Annotated in this window: 13 protein-coding genes and 1 pseudogene; 5 read left to right on the forward strand and 9 right to left on the reverse strand. The window is 72.5% G+C overall.

Annotation, left to right across the window (positions count from 1 at the left end; translation table 11 throughout):
• Positions 1 to 85: 85 nt before the first annotated feature.
• Positions 86 to 617: pseudogene (locus tag H297_RS42585) on the reverse strand (IS5 family transposase); the annotation flags it as partial.
• A 144-nt stretch (positions 618 to 761) separates the two neighbouring features.
• Between H297_RS42585 and H297_RS0105975 the strand changes: the two are divergent.
• Positions 762 to 953: a hypothetical protein gene (locus H297_RS0105975; protein WP_027736294.1), complete on the forward strand. Its 192-nt coding sequence runs from the start codon at positions 762 to 764 to the stop codon at positions 951 to 953.
• Between the two features lie 105 nt (positions 954 to 1,058).
• Here the strand turns inward: H297_RS0105975 and H297_RS0105980 are convergent, their stop codons facing one another.
• Complete coding sequence (locus H297_RS0105980) at positions 1,059 to 1,862, reverse strand: alpha/beta fold hydrolase (RefSeq protein ID WP_037792998.1); 804 nt, start codon at positions 1,860 to 1,862, stop codon at positions 1,059 to 1,061.
• Positions 1,863 to 1,941: 79 nt separating this feature from the next.
• The gene (locus H297_RS0105985; RefSeq protein WP_027736296.1) at positions 1,942 to 2,901 is read right to left on the reverse strand and encodes a GntR family transcriptional regulator; all 960 of its coding nucleotides are present in this window, start codon (positions 2,899 to 2,901) and stop codon (positions 1,942 to 1,944) included.
• Between the two features lie 160 nt (positions 2,902 to 3,061).
• Here H297_RS0105985 and H297_RS0105990 point away from each other — a divergent pair, with 160 nt between their 5' ends.
• The 3 genes from H297_RS0105990 to H297_RS0106000 all read left to right on the forward strand — a co-directional run bounded on the left by H297_RS0105990 (position 3,062) and on the right by H297_RS0106000 (position 7,128).
• The gene (locus H297_RS0105990; protein ID WP_027736297.1) at positions 3,062 to 4,363 is read left to right on the forward strand and encodes an aspartate aminotransferase family protein; all 1,302 of its coding nucleotides are present in this window, start codon (positions 3,062 to 3,064) and stop codon (positions 4,361 to 4,363) included.
• Between the two features lie 206 nt (positions 4,364 to 4,569).
• Positions 4,570 to 5,289 (forward strand): alpha/beta hydrolase, encoded by a 720-nt coding sequence (locus tag H297_RS34795; protein WP_486589422.1) that lies wholly within the window; start codon positions 4,570 to 4,572, stop codon positions 5,287 to 5,289.
• Between the two features lie 252 nt (positions 5,290 to 5,541).
• Positions 5,542 to 7,128, forward strand: coding sequence for an acyl-CoA synthetase (locus H297_RS0106000; protein ID WP_027736298.1), 1,587 nt, complete (start codon positions 5,542 to 5,544; stop codon positions 7,126 to 7,128).
• Positions 7,129 to 7,329: 201 nt separating this feature from the next.
• Here H297_RS0106000 and H297_RS0106005 read toward each other — a convergent pair whose 3' ends face one another.
• On the reverse strand, positions 7,330 to 9,669 hold the full coding sequence (locus H297_RS0106005; protein ID WP_486589423.1) for a SpoIIE family protein phosphatase: 2,340 nt from the start codon (positions 9,667 to 9,669) through the stop codon (positions 7,330 to 7,332).
• 266 nt (positions 9,670 to 9,935) lie between these two features.
• On the opposite strand from H297_RS0106005, the gene H297_RS0106010 reads away from it, so the two are divergent.
• The gene (locus H297_RS0106010; protein WP_027736300.1) at positions 9,936 to 11,282 is read left to right on the forward strand and encodes an MFS transporter; all 1,347 of its coding nucleotides are present in this window, start codon (positions 9,936 to 9,938) and stop codon (positions 11,280 to 11,282) included.
• 102 nt (positions 11,283 to 11,384) lie between these two features.
• On the opposite strand, the gene H297_RS0106015 is transcribed toward H297_RS0106010, so the two are convergent.
• The 5 genes from H297_RS0106015 to H297_RS0106035 all read right to left on the reverse strand — a co-directional run bounded on the left by H297_RS0106015 (position 11,385) and on the right by H297_RS0106035 (position 17,264).
• Positions 11,385 to 12,260: a glycoside hydrolase family 16 protein gene (locus tag H297_RS0106015; protein WP_027736301.1), complete on the reverse strand. Its 876-nt coding sequence runs from the start codon at positions 12,258 to 12,260 to the stop codon at positions 11,385 to 11,387.
• Positions 12,261 to 12,842: 582 nt separating this feature from the next.
• Positions 12,843 to 13,637 carry a class I SAM-dependent methyltransferase gene (locus tag H297_RS0106020; RefSeq protein WP_027736302.1) on the reverse strand — a complete coding sequence of 265 codons (795 nt, stop codon included), beginning with the start codon at positions 13,635 to 13,637 and terminating at the stop codon, positions 12,843 to 12,845.
• Positions 13,638 to 13,771: 134 nt separating this feature from the next.
• Positions 13,772 to 15,433, reverse strand: a complete 1,662-nt coding sequence (locus tag H297_RS34800) for an ATP-binding cassette domain-containing protein (RefSeq protein ID WP_051351576.1) — start codon at positions 15,431 to 15,433, stop codon at positions 13,772 to 13,774.
• Positions 15,430 to 16,320: an ABC transporter permease subunit gene (locus tag H297_RS0106030; protein ID WP_078513778.1), complete on the reverse strand. Its 891-nt coding sequence runs from the start codon at positions 16,318 to 16,320 to the stop codon at positions 15,430 to 15,432. The genes H297_RS34800 and H297_RS0106030 overlap by 4 nt, the downstream gene beginning before the upstream one ends.
• Complete coding sequence (locus tag H297_RS0106035) at positions 16,317 to 17,264, reverse strand: ABC transporter permease (protein WP_027736304.1); 948 nt, start codon at positions 17,262 to 17,264, stop codon at positions 16,317 to 16,319. The genes H297_RS0106030 and H297_RS0106035 overlap by 4 nt, the downstream gene beginning before the upstream one ends.

Below are 17,264 nucleotides of genomic sequence, written 5' to 3' on the forward strand. Positions count from 1 at the left end.
CATCGCCTGGTCTCCGCCCGCCTCGGCCGGTCCTGTCCCCGGGCCCGCCGAGGCCTCCGACCTCAGCCGGCCCTTCCCCGAAATCGGGCCGGTGACGGGGCCGACCGACCAGGCCGCGGACGCAGGGGATGCTGTCCAGCAGCGGCATGAACTGGGTGGCGTCGTGCCGGTTTCCGCCGGTCAGCGATACTGCGAGGGGTGATCCGTGACGGTCGGTGTCCAGGTGGTGCTTGCTGCCAGGACGGGCGCGGCCGACCGGCGAAGGTCCGGCGTGATCCCCCCTTTTCAGGGCCCGGACGTGCGAGCCGTCGATCGCGGTGTCGTCCATGTCCAGCAGACCTGCTTTGCGCAGTTCCGCGAGGAGGATGGCGTGCAGACGCGGCCAGACGCTGGCCGAGGTCCAGTCCCTCAGGGCGCCGCCAGCACGTCACTCCGCTGGAGCCGATTGTCTCGCTCGGCACGTCCGCCCAGTTCACACCCGTGCGCAAGACGTAGAGGATCCTGCGCAGAGCCGCACGCTCGTCCGCCGGCAGCCGACCCGGGCAGTGCCGGTGTCGAGGCGGGAGCAAGGGGGCGACACGGTCCCACAGGACATCAGTAACGGGATCATCCGACACCCGCAGAGCTCCGCCGCCCGCCAGCCCAACTGACAAGCCCCCGAGCCGAACTCATTCTGAGATGATCAGTTGGGCAGCCGTTGTCCACACTTTTCCGGCCACGCAGCTCACGGCATGGCCGGTGTCCGAAGGAGGCAGAACCGTATGGGCGACACGGAGCGCCGCCGCGAGCGGTATGCGCAGGCGCTGTACAGCACGCTGGGGTTCAGCGCGGAACGCCACCCGTGGTCGGGCCTGGCCCCCGCCAGGCGGCAGGTCTGGTACCAGCGGGCCGAGGCCGCCATGGCAGTGGCGGACCAGGAGATCGCCGAACGGCTCGCCGCCCGCGACGGATGACGCGAAAGCGCCCGGAGGCGACGGCCCGGCCCAGGCCGCCCGCGTACACGCTGACACACTGCCCGGCGGCCGAGGAAGCGTGCACGCTGAGCCGTCAGGTGTGTCTCAGGCCCGGTCCGCCCGGTCCCACAGCGCGAGCAACGCGTCGTTGACCCGCCGGGGCTGCTGCACCTGGGGATAGAAGCCCGGTACGGTCCTGACCTCGGCACCGATGCGGTCGGCCAGCGCCCGGGACGCGATGGTCAGCGGCTCCCCCACCAGTTCGAGGTAGGCGGGTGGTGCGCCCGCCCAGTCCCCCACGATCACCATGGCCGGCCACTGCGCCGACGCGAGAGGGGCCAGGTCGATCTCGGCGTCCCAGCACGGCCGCTCCCCCATCGATGTCCACGCGGCGCGCAACCGCTCCTCGGTGGCGGGCGGGGTGCTCATTCCGACCGACTCCGTGGCCAGTCGCAGGTAGCCGGCCGCAGTGAGGTCGTCGGGCAGTTCCGTGACCGAGGAGCGGGCCCGGGCCAGCCTGTCCCGTACGACCGGGTGCTCTTCGGCCACCCGCAACGAGCCGGGCTGGATGAGGCACAGCGACCGGACGAGGTCGGGACGGGCTGCCGCGGCGAGGAGGGCGGCCACGCCGCCGTAGGAGTGCCCGACGAGGTGAGCGCCCTCGCCGAGCAGGGAGACGATGTCGTCCGCGTCGACCGCGTAGTCCGTGCGGTAGGGGCCCGGCAGATCGGGACTCGCCCCGTGGCCTCGCCTGTCCATCAGTACCAGCCTGCGGTGTGCCGCCAGCGGCCGTTGGTGGCCGAAGCCGTAGCGCTCGTCGCAGCCCCAGGACAGCACTCCGTGCACGAAGACGGCCGGTGGTCCGGCGGCACCGGGTTCAGCCAGCACCGTGGTGTGCGGTCGCGTCATGCGGGGCGCCCTTCTCTGTGGTCGGTGCCGAGGCGGATCAGGAGCGGAACAGGACGGAAGCCGGCGCAGTACACCTGGATCAGGGCCGGGGCTGTCGCGTGTGCGGGCTCCGGGGTGCGGCCGGCCGCAGGTCCCGGACCACGTCGCGCACCATGCGGAGCGAGGCGGTGTCCAGGACGTTTCCGAAGTCGATCACTCGGACCCGCCCCTTGAAACGCTGTCTCAGTTCGGGCATCTCGCTGGGCACCACGACGAGGTCGACGCCCTTGAGGTCCTCGTCGCTCGTGCCCGCGAGAACCCTGGTGTTGGTGACGCCGGCCTGTGCAAGCGAGTCCCCGATGGTCGCCGCCTGGTCCTCGGTCGAGTAACACAAGCCCACCGTACGGCTCTTCGGCACCTGGGCGATCTGGAGCAGCGTCCGGACGTGCGGGGCGACCACGATGGCGATGACCTCCGTCGTCGGGCGGCGCAACAGGGTGCGCACCTCCGCGAGGTGGAAGAAGGTCGTCAGCACCAGGTCGGGGTGCTGGTCGGCGGGTTCGAACGCGCCGAGGACCAGCGGTTCGACGGCGATGCCCAGGTGTTTTTCGAGTTCGTCGGAGAAGTAGCCGGCCCGGTCGGCGTTGCACTCGACGAAGGACACCTTCGGCAGGGTGTCCGGCGCCCGCGCTGCGGAGTCCGTCACCAGGTGCTGGATCTCGGCGGGTGTCAGCCCCAGGTCGACGCAGGTGCGCACCGCTGCCTCGACGACCTCACGGGCCCGCTCCCGAGCCACCGAGGTCGAGCGTGCCTGCTCACCGCCGACCACGACCATGCCGTTGCGCCCCCGCGCCTCGACGAGCCGCTGTCCTCGCAACTCCCGGTAGGCGTGCGCCACGGTGTTGCGGTTGATGCCGAGGTTGTCGGCGAGCAGCCGGGAGCCGGGCAGGCGGTCACCGTCGCGCAGCTGCCCCGTCTCGATCATGATCGTCACCTGCCGGACGATCTGGCGGTAGACCGGCACGTCGGAGTGCTGGCTGACACGGAGGTTCGCGACCATGGCCCCTGCTTCGCTGTTATGACCTACCGAGGAGGTTAATGCAGTAGGACAAAAAAATCACCCGCCGCCGACCAGCGCTGTCTTCCCCTGACTGCCCGTTGGCGGCGGACTGCAAATGGCATAGCCTGCTATGGCAGACAGCTTCGAGGCAGGAGAGCCCATGAGCACCGACACCTTCTGGGGCGACGTCGACCGTCACATGGTCAGGTACGGCGCGCCCTTCACGCCGCGCATCATCGAGAGCGCCCACGGCGCCTACGTCCACGACAGCGACGGCGCGGCTGTCCTCGACTTCACCTCCGGCCAGATGAGCGCCGTCCTGGGCCACGCGCACCCGGACATCGTGCGCGCGGTGTCCCAGTCGGTCTCCTCCCTGGACCATCTGTTCAGCGGGATGCTGTCCCGGCCGGTCGTCGACCTGGCCAAGAAGCTCGCCTCGACGCTGCCCGGCTCCCTGAGCAAGACGCTGCTCCTGACGACCGGAGCGGAGTCCAACGAGGCCGCGGTCAAGATGGCCAAGCTGTACACGGGCAGGCACGAGATCGTCTCCTTCGACCGCTCCTGGCACGGCATGACGTCGGGAGCCGCCGCAGCGACCTTCTCCGCCGGGCGCCGCGGCTACGGCCCGGCGATGCCGGGCAACCTCACGCTGCCGACCCCCAACGGATACCGCTCGCCCTTCCGCCGCCCCGACGGCTCCTACGACTGGGAGGCCGAACTCGCCTACGGATTCGCGCTGGTCGACCAGCAGTCGACGGGAGAGCTCGCCGCGTGCCTGGTGGAGCCGATCCTGTCGTCCGGCGGCATCATCGACCTGCCCCAGGGCTATCTCGCCCGCCTCAAGGAGATGTGCGCCGAGCGCGGGATGCTGCTCATCCTCGACGAGGCCCAGACCGGGCTGGGTCGGACAGGCCACATGTACGCGTTCGAGCGCGACGGGGTGGCCCCCGACATCCTCACCCTCTCCAAGACGCTCGGCGCCGGCCTGCCGGCCGCGGCCGTGGTGACCAGCAGCGAAATCGAGCAGGTCTGCCAGGACCGCGGGTTCCTCTTCTTCACCACCCACGTCTCCGATCCCCTGGCGGCGACCGTCGCGCTGACCGTCCTCGACGTCATCGAGCGCGACGGTCTCGTGGCGCGCGCCGCGACGCTGGGCGAGCAGCTCACCGAGCGGCTGACGCAGATGCGCGACACCTACGAGGTCGTCGGCGACGTACGGGGGCGCGGGCTTCTCCAGGGCATCGAGTTGGTGACCGACAAGGAGAGCAGGACCCCCGCGGACGCGCTCGGACAAGCGGTCACGTCGGCCTGCCTCGAACGGGGCCTGCACCTCAACATCGTCCAGCTCCCCGGCATGGGCGGCATCTTCCGCATAGCCCCGCCGCTCACGACGACCGACGAGGAACTCCACGCCGGGATCGACATTCTTCAGGCGTCGCTCAAGTCCGTGCTCGACTCCTGAGTTCGCGACCACTTACGGCTCCCGGAAGTGACAGCCCGACAGCCTGCCGACTCTTTCGCCGGTGGCGATACCGGACGCCGGCGGAGGGCCGCGGGCCTACCGTGTCCGGATGACCCCACCGTTGACGGGTACGGCCGCCGGTGCGCCGTTCACCGCGCTGCCTCCGGTCGGGCAACGGCACCGCGCCCTTGATCGTCACATGGCACATGCTCGACGCACCGCGCTCGGACGCCGCCTCCGCCGCCGCGCTGCCGATGGACGGACTGCCCGCGTGGCGGGTGCACCTGGGCCTGCCGATGTGCGGGGCGCGCATGGCGGACGGCAGCACGGCGGCCGTTCAGGAGCTGTTCCGCGGGGATCCCCTGATGTCCTTCCTGTGGCCGTTCGTACGGCAGGCCACGGAGGAGTTCCCGGCCGCGCTGGCGTCGCTCCGCGCACAACTGCCGGTCGGTGACGGCCCGATCGGGGTGCTGGGCGGCTCCTTGGGCGGGGCCGTCGCTTTGCGGGTCCTTGCGCGTACCGATGTTCCCATCTTCGCCGGCGCGGTCGTGAACGCTGCCGTCCGGATGCGGTCCGTGGCCGACCTGTTCCCCGGCAACCACCCCTACGACGCGGAGTCCCGGGGGATCGTCGACAGCCTCGACTTCGTCGCCGAGGCGCCCACCCTCGCGCAGCGCGCCCCTGTGCTGGTCGTCAGCGGCGAGCTGGACCACCCCGCGCTGCGCACCGACGCGGCGGAACTCGTCGACGCGATGGCAGGACGGGCCGAGCTGCTGACGGTGCCCGGCCTGGCGCATCCTTTCGCCGAGGAGCCCGGTGTCGAGCCCGCACCGCAGCTTCCCCTGGCCCGCACGGTGGACGCCGGTCTCACCTCCTGGTTCCGGCGCCGCCTGACGGCTGCGGACCGGTCCGAGCCGGTGGTGTGAGCCGGATCCGGCGGTGGACCGCGGCCGTTGTCACGCGCGGCCGAGGCGGACGCCTTCCGGGCACGCCGGCTACCGGGTACCGGCACGGAGACGTCACCGCTTCCGGTGGGGCACGAAGATCCCGCAGGGGTATGGCGCCCGTCGGCCGGCGCCGGACAGTATCGGACTGTCGTGCACCCGGCGGCCCGGCACGGTCCGCTCGACGACAGGCCGCACACCCCAGCCCCAGCCCCAGCAAACCGGAGCGCGCCGATGACCGACACCACCCCGATCCGCGGCCACGCGCTGGGCGACCTGTTGCGCCGCACCGCCGCCCGGCTGCCGCACAAGACGGCCCTCGTGTGGCGGGAGCGGCGGGACACGTTCGCCGCACTCGACGCGGCCGTCAACCGTACGGCGCACGCGCTGGCCGACCGCGGTGTGGCCAAGGGCGACCGGGTGGCGCTGTTGTCGCACAACTGCCGGGAGTTCGTGGTCCTCTACTTCGCGCTGGCCCGGCTCGGGGCGCTCTCGGTCCCGGTCAACTTCATGCTGGGCGGCGCAGAGGTCGCCTACATCCTGCGACACTCGGGGGCCTGCGGCATCGTGGCCGAGGAGGCGCTTCGACCCGTCGCCGAAGCGGCGTCGGCCGAGCTCGGCGACGCGAATCCGGTGCGGCTGCGCGGCTGGATCGGGCCGGGTGGCGGTCCGGTGCCCGAGGGCTGGGAGGACGTGGCGGACTGGGAGCGCCACCCGGACGCCACCGCGCCCCGCACCGTGGTCGAGGACGACGATCCGCTGCAACTGCTCTACACCTCCGGAACCGAGTCCCGTCCCAAGGGCGTGGTGCTCTCCAGCCGCAGCCTGCTCGCCCAGTACACATCGGCGGCGGTGGACGGTCAGATGAGCGCCGACGACGTGGAGATCCACGCCCTCCCGCTCTACCACTGCGCCCAGTTGCACGTCTTCCTCACCCCCGACATCCAGCTCGGTGCCACCAGCATCGTGCTCCCCGGCCCGGACCCCGCCACGATTCTGCGTACCGTCCAGGAGGAGCGGGCGACCAAGCTGTTCTGCCCGCCGACGGTGTGGGTGGCGCTGCTGCGCAGTCCCGATTTCGACACCTACGACCTGTCGTCCCTGCGCAAGGGCTATTACGGTGCCGGCCCCATGCCGGCGGAGGTGCTCAAGGAGCTGCGCACCCGCCTGCCCGGGGTCCGGCTCACCAACTTCTACGGTCAGACGGAGATGTCCCCGCTGGCCACCGTGCTGCGGCCCGAGGAGCAGCGCACGAAGCCGGGCTCGGCGGGACGGGCCGCGCTCAACGTGGAGACACGGCTGGTCGACGACGAGGGCCGGACGGTACCTGCGGGGGCGGTCGGGGAGATCGTGCACCGCTCGCCGCACGCGATGCTCGGCTACTGGAACGACGAGGAGAGGACCGCGGAGTCCTTCCGCGACGGCTGGTTCCACAGCGGCGACCTGGGGGTCGGCGACGAAGAGGGCTACCTCTATGTCGTCGACCGCAAGAAGGACATGATCAAGACGGGCGGCGAGAACGTCGCCGGGCGGGAGGTCGAGGAGGCACTGCACCGGCACCCCGCGGTGGCTGAGGCGGCGGTCTTCGGCATTCCGCACCCGTACTGGGTCGAGGCGGTCACGGCCGTGGTCGTACTCCGGGACGGCAGCGAGGCGACCGGGGAGGAGCTGATCGGCCACTGCCGTGAACAGCTCGCCGGCTTCAAGGCGCCCAAATACGCGGCCGTGGCGGGTGCCTTGCCCAAGAACCCCAGTGGCAAGATCCTCAAGCGGCAGTTGCGCACGGAGTACGCGCACCTGGCGGCGGAGGACGACGCCTGACGGCCACGGGCCGATGACCGTCGGCGGGTGCGGGGCGACGAAGAAGTCGTGCCGTACCTCGCCCTCGGCGATGAGGCGTTCACCGCTCCGGAAGACCGGGCGCACGATCATGCTCGTCGTCCCGAGCCGGGTGAGCGGCATCTGCCTCGCGGTCCTGCCCGAGCACGACAGGCGACCGCGGCGGGGGTCGGACCGGCCGTCTCACAGGGGGGTGAGGGGCTGCTCGGACCAGATGGTCTTGCCCTCCCCTGTGTGGCGCGTGCCCCAGCGCTGGCTGAGCTGAGCGACCAGCAGCAGGCCGCGCCCGCCCTCGTCGAGGACCCGTGCCCGGCGCAGATGCGGCGAGGTGCTGCTGCCGTCGGAGACCTCGCAGATCAGGCTGTTGTGGCGGAGCAGCCGCAGGTGGACGGGCGGCCGTCCGTGGCGGAGGGCGTTGGTGACCAGCTCGCTGACCACCATCTCGGTGGTGAAGACGGCCTCGTCCAGGCCCCAGGCAACGAGCTGGGCGGCGGCCTTCCGGCGTGCCTCGGCCACCGCCGCGGGATCGTCGGGGATCTCCCAGGAGGCGACCTGGTCGGGCGTCAGGGCGTGGGTACGGGCCAGCAGCAGCGCGACGTCGTCCTCGGGACGGTGCGGAAGCAGCCTGCCCAGCACCGTGTCGCACACGGTGTCCAGGGACACGGCCCGCGGGTCGAGGGAGCGCCGCAGCTCGGCCACTCCCTCGTCGACGTCCCTTTCGCGGGCCTCGACCAGGCCGTCGGTGTAGAGGGCGAGCAGGCTGCCCTCCGGAAGTTCCACCTCCACCGACTCGAACGGGAGGCCACCCACCCCGAGCGGCGGACCGGGCGGAACCTCCAGGAGCCGCGCGGTTCCGTCCGGCTCGGCCACCACGGGCTGAAGGTGCCCGGCTCGCGCCAGGCAGCACCGGCGGCTGACGGGGTCGTAGACGGCGCACAGGCACGTGGCGCCGATCCCGCCGAACGTGGTGCCGCCGGCCTCCCCCACGACCTCCGACGACAGGCGGATGACCAGGTCGTCCAGGTGGGTGAGCAGTTCGTCCGGCGGGAGGTCGATGTCGGCCAGCGTGCGTACCGCCGTGCACAGCCGCCCCATGGTGGCCGACGCCTGGACTCCGTGGCCCACCACGTCCCCGACCACGAGGGCGACCCGGGCTCCGGACAGCGGGATCACGTCGAACCAGTCGCCGCCCACACCGCTGCGCGCGCCGGCGGGAAGGTAGCGGGAGGCCACCTCGACCGCGGGCTGCTCGGGCAACTGCTGCGGCAGCAGGCTGCGCTGCAGCATCTCGGAAGCCGTACGCTCACGGGTGTAGCGGCGCGCGTTGTCGACACAGACGGCTGCCCGTGCGGTGACCTCCTCGGCCAGCAACCGGTCCTCCTGGGTGAAGGCCTCCGGCCGCCGGTGCCGGGCGAGTACGGCCACTCCGAGCGTCACGCCACGGGCCCGCACCGGGACGACCAGGGCCGAGTGCGTGCCCATGGCGCGGACACGGTCCGCCCTGGCGGGGTCCGCGGCGGCCCAGTGCTGGACTGTCGCATCGGTCATCTCGTAGATGGCGGCGCGCCCCGTCGCCAGGCACTCGGCCACCGGGGACTGCTCGGGGTACCGGGTGAGCGTGCCCAGCTCGACGGTGCTCTCGGGGCTCTGGTCCAGGACGGACCGCTTCGCCGCACGGCGCAGCTCGACGGGGCCCGTCAGCGGGCCCGCTGGGGGCTCGGTCTGGTCGAGGGAGGGCAGGACGTCGACGTTCACGTAGTCGGCCAGTCCGGGCACCATGACGTCGGCGAGTTCCTGCGCGGTCCGTACGACGTCAAGGGTGCTGCCGATCCGCACGCTGGCCTCGTTCAGCAGCAGAAGGCGCTGCCTGGCCGCCTCCTGCTCGGTCACGTCGCGGGCCAGCAGGCTGACGCCGACCACCTGGCCGGACGGTCCCGGTAGCGGGGAGACCGTGAGCGACCAGGCGTGCGCGTGCTCCTCGCCCGGTGCCCGCACGTGAGTGTCCAGATGCGTGCTCGTCCCGCTGCGGAGCACCCCGCGCATGGCGTGCTCGGCCTCCTCGCCCTCCGCCCCGGGCATGATCTCCGCGAGCCGCAGCCCGAGCACGTCCTCCTCGGCGAGATCGAGGACCTTCTCCAGCGCGGCGTTGACCCGCACCAGTCGCAGGTCGGCGTCGTGGACCGCGGCCGGGAACGGCAGCCCGTCGAAGGCCCCCAGGACGAGTGCGTCCCGGTCGGACGGCGCCTCGCCCCGCGTCCCGGACGAGACGACCAGCCAGCCGGAGCGCCCGCTGCCCCGCGGCTGCCGGTGACCGATGGCGCGTACCTCGACCGTGCTGCCCGAGGAGTGACGCAGTACGAGCCGCCCGTGCCAGCGCTGCTGCTCTGCCGGCAGTGGCCCCTCCGCACCGGCGATGCCGCTCGCGGGCGGCCCCTCGACCAGCAGCTCCCCCCACGGGCGGCCCACGACCTGGTCCGACCGGTAGCCCAGCAGGCGCTGCGCCCCCTCGCTCCAGTCGGTCACGACACCTTGCTCGTCGAGACGGATCACGGCCGTGTACGGGTCGGGGCCCGGTGCTCCCTGCCGCCCGCCAGGAGGGGTGTGTCGCCCCATACTCGCCATCCCGATACCTGTGCATTACGGACTTTCGCGCCAGCCTACAGGCAGCCCCTCGTCCCGGACCTCACGGCGATGTCCACTTGGCGGGACGGACCGGCGCGCAGGAATGGAGCCGTGGCACCGCCGGGTTACCCGGTGCGCAGAGCAAGCGCATCGGAGAGGAACCATCGATGACGAAGTCGACGGAGGAGTCGCGGGACTCCGCCGGGGAGCCGGCCCGTGAGCCGGGACGGACACAGCCGGAGGCGGCACACGACCGGCCGCCCCGGCGCTCGGGCCGGCAACTGGTGGCGGCCTCCATCGGCAACGGGGTCGAGTGGTACGACTGGTTCGCGTACTCGTTCCTCGCCACCTACATCGCGGACGAGATCTTCCCCAAGGGAGCGGACAACTCCCTGGTCCCGCTGCTGTCGACCTTCGCCGTCTTCGCGGTCGGCTTCTTCATGCGTCCGGCGGGCGGACTGCTGCTCGGCGCGGTCGCCGACCGGGCCGGACGGCGGACCGCACTGACCCTGACGATCCTCCTGATGGGCGGCAGCAGCCTGCTGGTCGCGCTCACCCCCACCTACGCACTCGCCGGCGCGTTCGGGCCCGTCCTGCTGGTGGTGGCGCGGCTCGTCCAGGGGCTGTCCGTGGGCGGGGAGTTCGCGGCCTCCACCACCTTTCTGGTGGAGTCGGCGGGTCCGGGCCGCCGCGGCCTGTTCTCCAGCTTCCAGTACGTGTCGACGACGGCGGGCCAGCTGGTCGCGTCCGGGGTCGCCGCGCTGTTCGTCTCCGCGCTGAACGACGAGCAGATGCACCAGTGGGGCTGGCGGGCCCCGTTCGTGATCGGGGCGCTGCTGAGCCTGGCCGGTTTCTGGGTACGGCGCGGAGCGCAGGAGACCCGGAGTGAGAAGCACACCCGCACATCCCGCCCCGGCCTCTTCGACGCGCTGCGCAGCCATCCTGGGGAGTCGGCGCTGATCGTCGGGATCACGGCCGGCGGGACCATCGCCTACTACGTGTGGACGTCTTATCTGCCGACCTACGCGGAGGTCAACGCGGGCTTCGACAAGGGGGACGCCCTCCTCGTCGGCACGATCTCGCTGGTCTTCTTCATGCTGCTGCAGCCGCTGGGCGGCATGCTCTCCGACCGGGTGGGCCGCAAACCCCTGCTTTTGACCTTCGCGTTCGGGTTCGCCGTGCTCTGCGTACCGCTGCTGCATCTGATCGGGGACTCCTTCGTCTCCCTGCTGCTGGTGCAGTGCGCCGGCATGGTGCTGCTCACCGGCTACACGGCGATCGCGGCGGCGGTGAACGCCGAGATCTTCCCGGCCCGGGTACGTGCCGCGGGAATCGGCTTCCCCTACTCGCTGGCCGTGGCGCTCTTCGGCGGAACCGCGCCCTACGTCGGCACCCTCTTCAAGCAACTGGAGCTGCCGGACGCCTTCCCCTGGTACGTGGCCGTGCTGTGCCTGCTGTCCGCCCTGGTGTACCTGCGGCTGCCGGAGCGCGCCAAAGACGTGCTGGAACGCTGACGGAACGGCGCTCGCCCCCTCGTGCCCGCACCCCCTCGCCGGCCCCGGTCACGGGACCGGCGTCCGGGGTGCGGGCACCGGGTGGCCGCGGTGCCGGCCGGGTCAGTCGTCGGTGGTGACCCGCACGTAGTCGACGGTCATCTGCTGCGGGAAGCTGGTGGAGCCGTCCGGGTCGCCGGGCCAGTCGCCGCCGACGGCCAGGTTGAGGATCAGGAAGAACGGCTTGTCGAAGACCCACTCGTTGCCGCCGACGTCGGCGGGCGTGCGCGTCTGGTAGACCGTCCCGTCCACCGACCAACTGACCGATCCCGGGGACCAGTCGATGGCGAAGGTGTGGAAGTCGTCGGCGAAGGCCGCGCCGTCAGGCAGCGTGTACCCCGCCCCGACGCCGCCCGAGCCGGAGTAGCCGGGGCCGTGCAGGGTGCCGTGCACGGTGTCGGGCTCGAAGCCGACGTTCTCCATCACGTCGATCTCACCGCAGGCGGGCCAGCCTGCGCTGCCGATGTCGTCACCGAGCATCCAGAAGGCCGGCCACATCCCCTGGCCGCGCGGCACCTTGATGCGCGCCTCGACGTGGCCGTGGGTCTGGGTGAAGCGGCCCGCGGTGTTCAGCCGCGCGGAGGTGTATTCGCACTTGCCGTACCAGCACTGGTAGTCGCCGGGGTTCTCCTTGCGTGCGGTGATGACGAGGTTGCCGTTGCCGTCGAGCGCGGCGTTGTCGGCACCGGAGGTGTAGTACTGCCGTTCGTGGTTGTCCACGTTGTCGCCGGTCTCGGTCTGCCACTTGGCCTCGTCCACCGGGGCGCCGGCAGGGCCGTCGAAGTCGTCGGAGAAGGCCACCGCTCGCGTGCCCTTCCCGGAGTGTCCGCTGCCTTGGGCCTGGTCGGCCGATGCCGTTCCGGGCAGCAGCGCGGCGGTGACGCAGCACAACAGGGAGGCGCCGCAGACCGTTGCGCGGCTTCGCCAGGAGAGTCCCATGTCAGCCCGTCCTTTCGTGGGGGGAAGTTGAACTCAGGCGTGCTCATGACAAGTTGACGTCGCAGGGTGAACGCAGTGAGCGCGACAGACCCGGGACTTTCTTCATGACTTGTTGTAAGCGCGCTGCATCGAGCCGTCAAGGTATTGGTCCGGACCAGATTGCGTTCAGGTCGAAACTGCGCATGCCGCGGGATCACCTGCCGGCGGCGCCCCGGCCGGCCCAAGTCGGTACCGACGGTCGGCACGAGGCGGCCCAGCCGCCAGGTGACCGGCTGCTGCACCCGCCGCACAGGGACGTCCACGCGCACCGTCGCCGAAGTCGGTCCCGCTCTCCGCCCCCGGAGGCGGCGTACGGAAGCCCGCCACTCCCCTCGCCCCGGGCCTCGAAGAACACGGCCCGACGGCCCGCATCCGGCGCGAAGCGAGCGGCACGCCGCGCGCTCTCCTCCTGCCGCCGACGTCTTCTCCTGCGCCGACCCGGCACCGGCTCAGCAGGCTCGATCCGGGCCGACGCAACGACATGACGGGCACGTGCACCCCCGGGCGGCCGCCGGGGCCCGCCCGGGGGCGCCCGGCCGGGCCTCAGCGCAGGGCTGCGAGAACCGCGTCGCTCGCGGAGCACCACATGCGGCGTACCTCGCTGAAGCCCGCAGCGCGCAGGGCCTCCAGATGCCACGCCGTGGTCACGGGGCGGCCCTCGCGGACCCGGCCGTCGCCACCGGGCGCGGGCAGACGCGGATCGTCGAAGAGGGCGAACCGCTCCTGCGCCTGCGCGGCGAGTGCCGGGTCGTCGGCGGCCTGGCCCCACCAGGCACGCCAGTCCTGGGCACCGGCGGACAGCTCGCTCTCCTTGCGCCTGGTGTGGAACGCCTCCATGGCGGCGTTGAGACGAGGCGCCTCGTCGTCGCGCATGTGGTCGGCGTTCAGGAACACTCCCCCTTCACGCACGACGCGGGCGATCCGCCCGTAGACGGACCGCAGCGCGTCGGCACTGAGCCAGTGCAGAGCGGTCGCCGTCACCACGGCGTCGTACGAGGCGTGCGGCAGCGCGTCGGGCCAGTCGGGGTCGGTCAGGTCGGCGGTGACGAGCCGCACCCGCTCGTCCCCCTCGAACGTGCCGCGGGCGATGGACAGCAGGACGGGGTCCAGATCGAGTGCGGTGCTGCGGGCACCGGGCAGCCGCTCCAGCAGCCGGGCGGTGATGCTGCCGGTGCCGCAGGCCAGATCCAGCACGACCGGTTCGGGCCCCGCCACGGCCTCGACGGTCTCCAGCATCACCCGGAACCGCTCCTCCCGGTCGGGCATGTACCACTCCTGTTGACGGTCCCAACTCCTCTGCCACGCCTGCCAGTCCTCGCGCAGCGGTGTCTCGGTCACGATGGGGTCCTCCTTGCGGGTCGGTGCGGTGGCCACGCGACGGTGGCCGCGTGGTGCTGAGGTGAAGATGTCGTCGGTGGTCACGCCGTGGTGGCCGGTGCGGTGGTCACGAGAGCTGTCCGTGCGGCGGGGTCTCATCCCTTCTGTGCGGCCCCTGCCTGTGCGGGGACCGTCGCGTCCCGGCGCCGGGCGCCGAGGTCCTCCGCGTCCAGCAGGCGTCGTGTCGCAGCCGCGCCCGGCGAGGCCAGTACCCGCGCACACTGTCCGGTCTCGGCGACCCGGCCGGCGTCGAGCACGACGAGCCGGTCCGCGACGCGGCGCATCAGCTCCAGGTCGTGGCCGATCCACAGCACTCCGGTTCCCGAGGCGCGCAGCCGCTCCACCTGCGTGAGCAGCCGTGCGGTGGCGGCCGGGTCGAGGGCGCTGGTGACTTCGTCGCAGACGAGCACGTCGGGGCCGGCCAGCGCCGCACGGGCGAAGGCGGCGCGCTGGAGTTCTCCACCGGACAGCTCGCCGGGGCGGCGGTCGGCCGTCGCCCGCGCCACGTCGAGCTCCGCCAGCAGGGCGGCCGCCTCGTCACGGGCACGGTCGGCCGTGAGACCGCGCAGCCGCTCGGCGGTACGGGCCACTTGGTCGAGGACCGCGCGCCGGGGGTCGAACGAGCCGTGCACCTCCTGCCACACGTACTGCACCCGCCGCTTCTGGGCACCGTCGCGGCGCCGCAGCACGGGCAGCGGGGAACCGTCGAGCAGGATGTCGCCGTGACAGCGTTCGTGCAGCCCCGCCAGGCAGCGCGCCAGTGTGGTCTTTCCGCTCCCCGAACGGCCCACCACACCCAGGCATTCCCCCGGCCGCAGGCCGAGCGAGACGTCATGAAGGACGTCGTCCCGGCCGCGCCGGCGCAGCCAGGCGGTCAGGCTCCGGGCCGAGAGCAGCGACGCACGGGACGGATCCCCTTGCGGATGCCCGCCCTCGGCGGCGGTACGGCACGCGGGGACGGACGACCCGCCGGCCTGCCGCCCGGTTCCGGACGGCGGGTCGGCGCGCGGTGCGGGAGCGGGCGCGAGCACGTCGTCGGGCGTACCGCGGGCGGTGACCCGTCCGCCCTCCAGCACCACGACGTCGTCAGCGAGCGCGCGCACCATGGCGCGGTCGTGGCTGAGCAGCAGGACCGCCGGACCGGTGTCGGCGAGCTCGGCCAGCTCCCGGGTGAGTGCGGCCCGGGTCACCGTGTCCAGGCCGGTGCCCGGCTCGTCGAGGATCAGCACCCTGGGCCCGCACACGAGCACCTGGGCCAGCGCGACGCGCTGTTGCTGCCCGCCGGAGAACTGGTGCGGGAAGCGCCGCAGCGTCGCCCGGTCGCCCGGCATCTGGGCCCCTTCGAGCGCGGCGCGGGCGCGCGCACGGGCTGCGCTCCGCCGGATGCCGGGCGGGACGGCGTGCAGGGCGGCGAGTTCGGTGAGGACCGAGCCGGTGCGCCGGGCCGGGTTGAGCGCGCTGCCCGGGTGTTGCGGCAGGTAGGCGACGGTGCCGCCGCGCAGGCCGGCCGCCTCGCGGGTCACCCCGTCGGCACCGACGGTCTCGATGCCGCCGACCCGGACCCGCCCCGACAGCCGCACCCCCTCTCCGACCTCGCCCAGGAGGGCCAGGGCGGTGGTCGTCTTGCCGCTGCCGGACGGCCCGACGAGTGCGGTGACGCGCCCCGGCCGCAGCACCAGACCGACGTCCTGGACGAGGACGGTGCCGTCGCAGGCGCGGGCGGTGAGACCGTGCGCCTCGGTCACGGGAGAGGTCATGAGGTGGGCTCCCTTTCCGCGTCCCGCGTCCGGACCGTTCGCGGGCCGGTCCCGCGGGTGCGGTCCCGGCGCCCGAGCAGCCGGTCCGCGAGGAGGTTGAGACCGACCGTGAACATCAGGAGCATCGCGGCCGGCGCGCAGACCGCCCATGGCTGGACGAGCAGGGCTTCCCGTCCGGCGGCGATGGTGACGCCCCAGTCGGGCGAGGTGGGTTGCAGGCCGAGGCCGAGGAAGTTGGCGGCGGCCACCGTGAAGACCGCGCCCGTGAGACGGGTCCCGATGTCCGCCGCGACGACGGGCAGCACCGAGCCACCGACGTAGCCCAACTGGATGCGCGACCACGACTCGCCCTGCAACCGCATGGCTTCCGCCACCGGGCTGCCGGCCGCCCTGAGTGCCGCCGCCCGTACGAGGCGCGCCACGGCGGGGACGTTGACGAGAGCGACCGCCGCGGTGATGGTGAGCGCCTGTCCGTGGTGCCCCACGCCGACGACGCTGATCACCAGGAGGGAGGGGACGGGCAGGATCACCTCGACGGGTCTCATGAGCAACTCGTCGAGCCAGCGGTGGCGGCTGACGGCGGCTGCGAGGCCCACCGCTCCGCCGACCAGGCAGGCCAGACCGACCGCGGCCGCCGCCGAGCCGAGTGCGCTGCCGCCGCCTCGCAGCAGCAGAGCCAGCACATCGCGGCCCAGCCCGTCGGTGCCGAGGGGGTGGCGCCCGTCCAGCGCGTAGGGGGCACCCGGTCCGGAGGCCTCGGCCAACGGGGCGAGGAGCGGCCCGAAGACGGCGACGGCCACCGGGAGGGAGAACAGCAGCGCGGCCAGGCCCGTCGTCACACCGGTGCCGCGGCGCCGACGCGTCCCCGCCGTCATCACCGCCGTCATCGCAGCACCTCCACCCGCGGCGAGAGCCGGTGGGAGACCAGGTCCGCCATCACGTTCAGGGACAGCGCCACGGCCGCCAGCAGCAGCGTCAGCGCCTGGACGGTGGGCACGTCGCGGCTCTGCACCGCGTCGATGAGCGCGGTGGCCGTACCCGGTACCGAGAAGACGGCCTCGACCACGAGAACGCCGCCGAGCAGGGCGTCCCCGGTGCGGGCGAGTTCTTGGACGCCCGGCACGGCCGCGTTCGGCAGCACGTGCCGCAGCACGAGGCGCATCTTCGGCACCCCGAGCCGGCGCGCCTGGACGACGTATCCGGAGCGCAGGGCACCGAGAGTGCCCGCCCGCACCTGCCGGACGAGCTGGCAGACCGTCCGTGCCAGCAGCACGACGACCGGCAGCACCAGCAGCCCGGGACGGGCGAAGAGGTCACCGGCGGTCGCACCGACCCAGGTGGACGGCAGCCAGCCCAGCTTCAGCGCGAACACGGCGACCAGGACGAGGGAGAGCACGAAGTCGGGTACGGAGTTGAGCGCCAGGGTCACGGCGGTGACGGCCCGGTCGAGCCTGCCGCCTTCACGGCAGCCCGCCACCAGGCCGAGTACGAGGGCCAGGGGCACCGCGACGAGCACGGTGGCGAGCGCGAGCAGAGCGGTGGCACCGAGGGACTCGGCGGCGATCTGCGAGACGGGCTGCCCTCCGGTCAGCGAGGTTCCCGGATCGCCGGTGAGCAGGTCGCCGGCCCACTCCCAGAACCGCTGGAGCAGCGGCTGATCGAGGTGCATCTCGTCGCGCACCTGGGCGATCTGCCGGGTGCCCGCCTTGTCGTTGAAGAGGACGTCGGCCGCGTCGCCGGGCAGCAGCGAGGTCAGCAGGAAGACGACAGCGGACAGCGCCACCAGCTGACCGGCTGCCAGCAGGATGCGGCGCAGCGCGTGCCGTGCCAT

It is taken from the genome of Streptomyces sp. CNT360 (genome assembly GCF_000424785.1).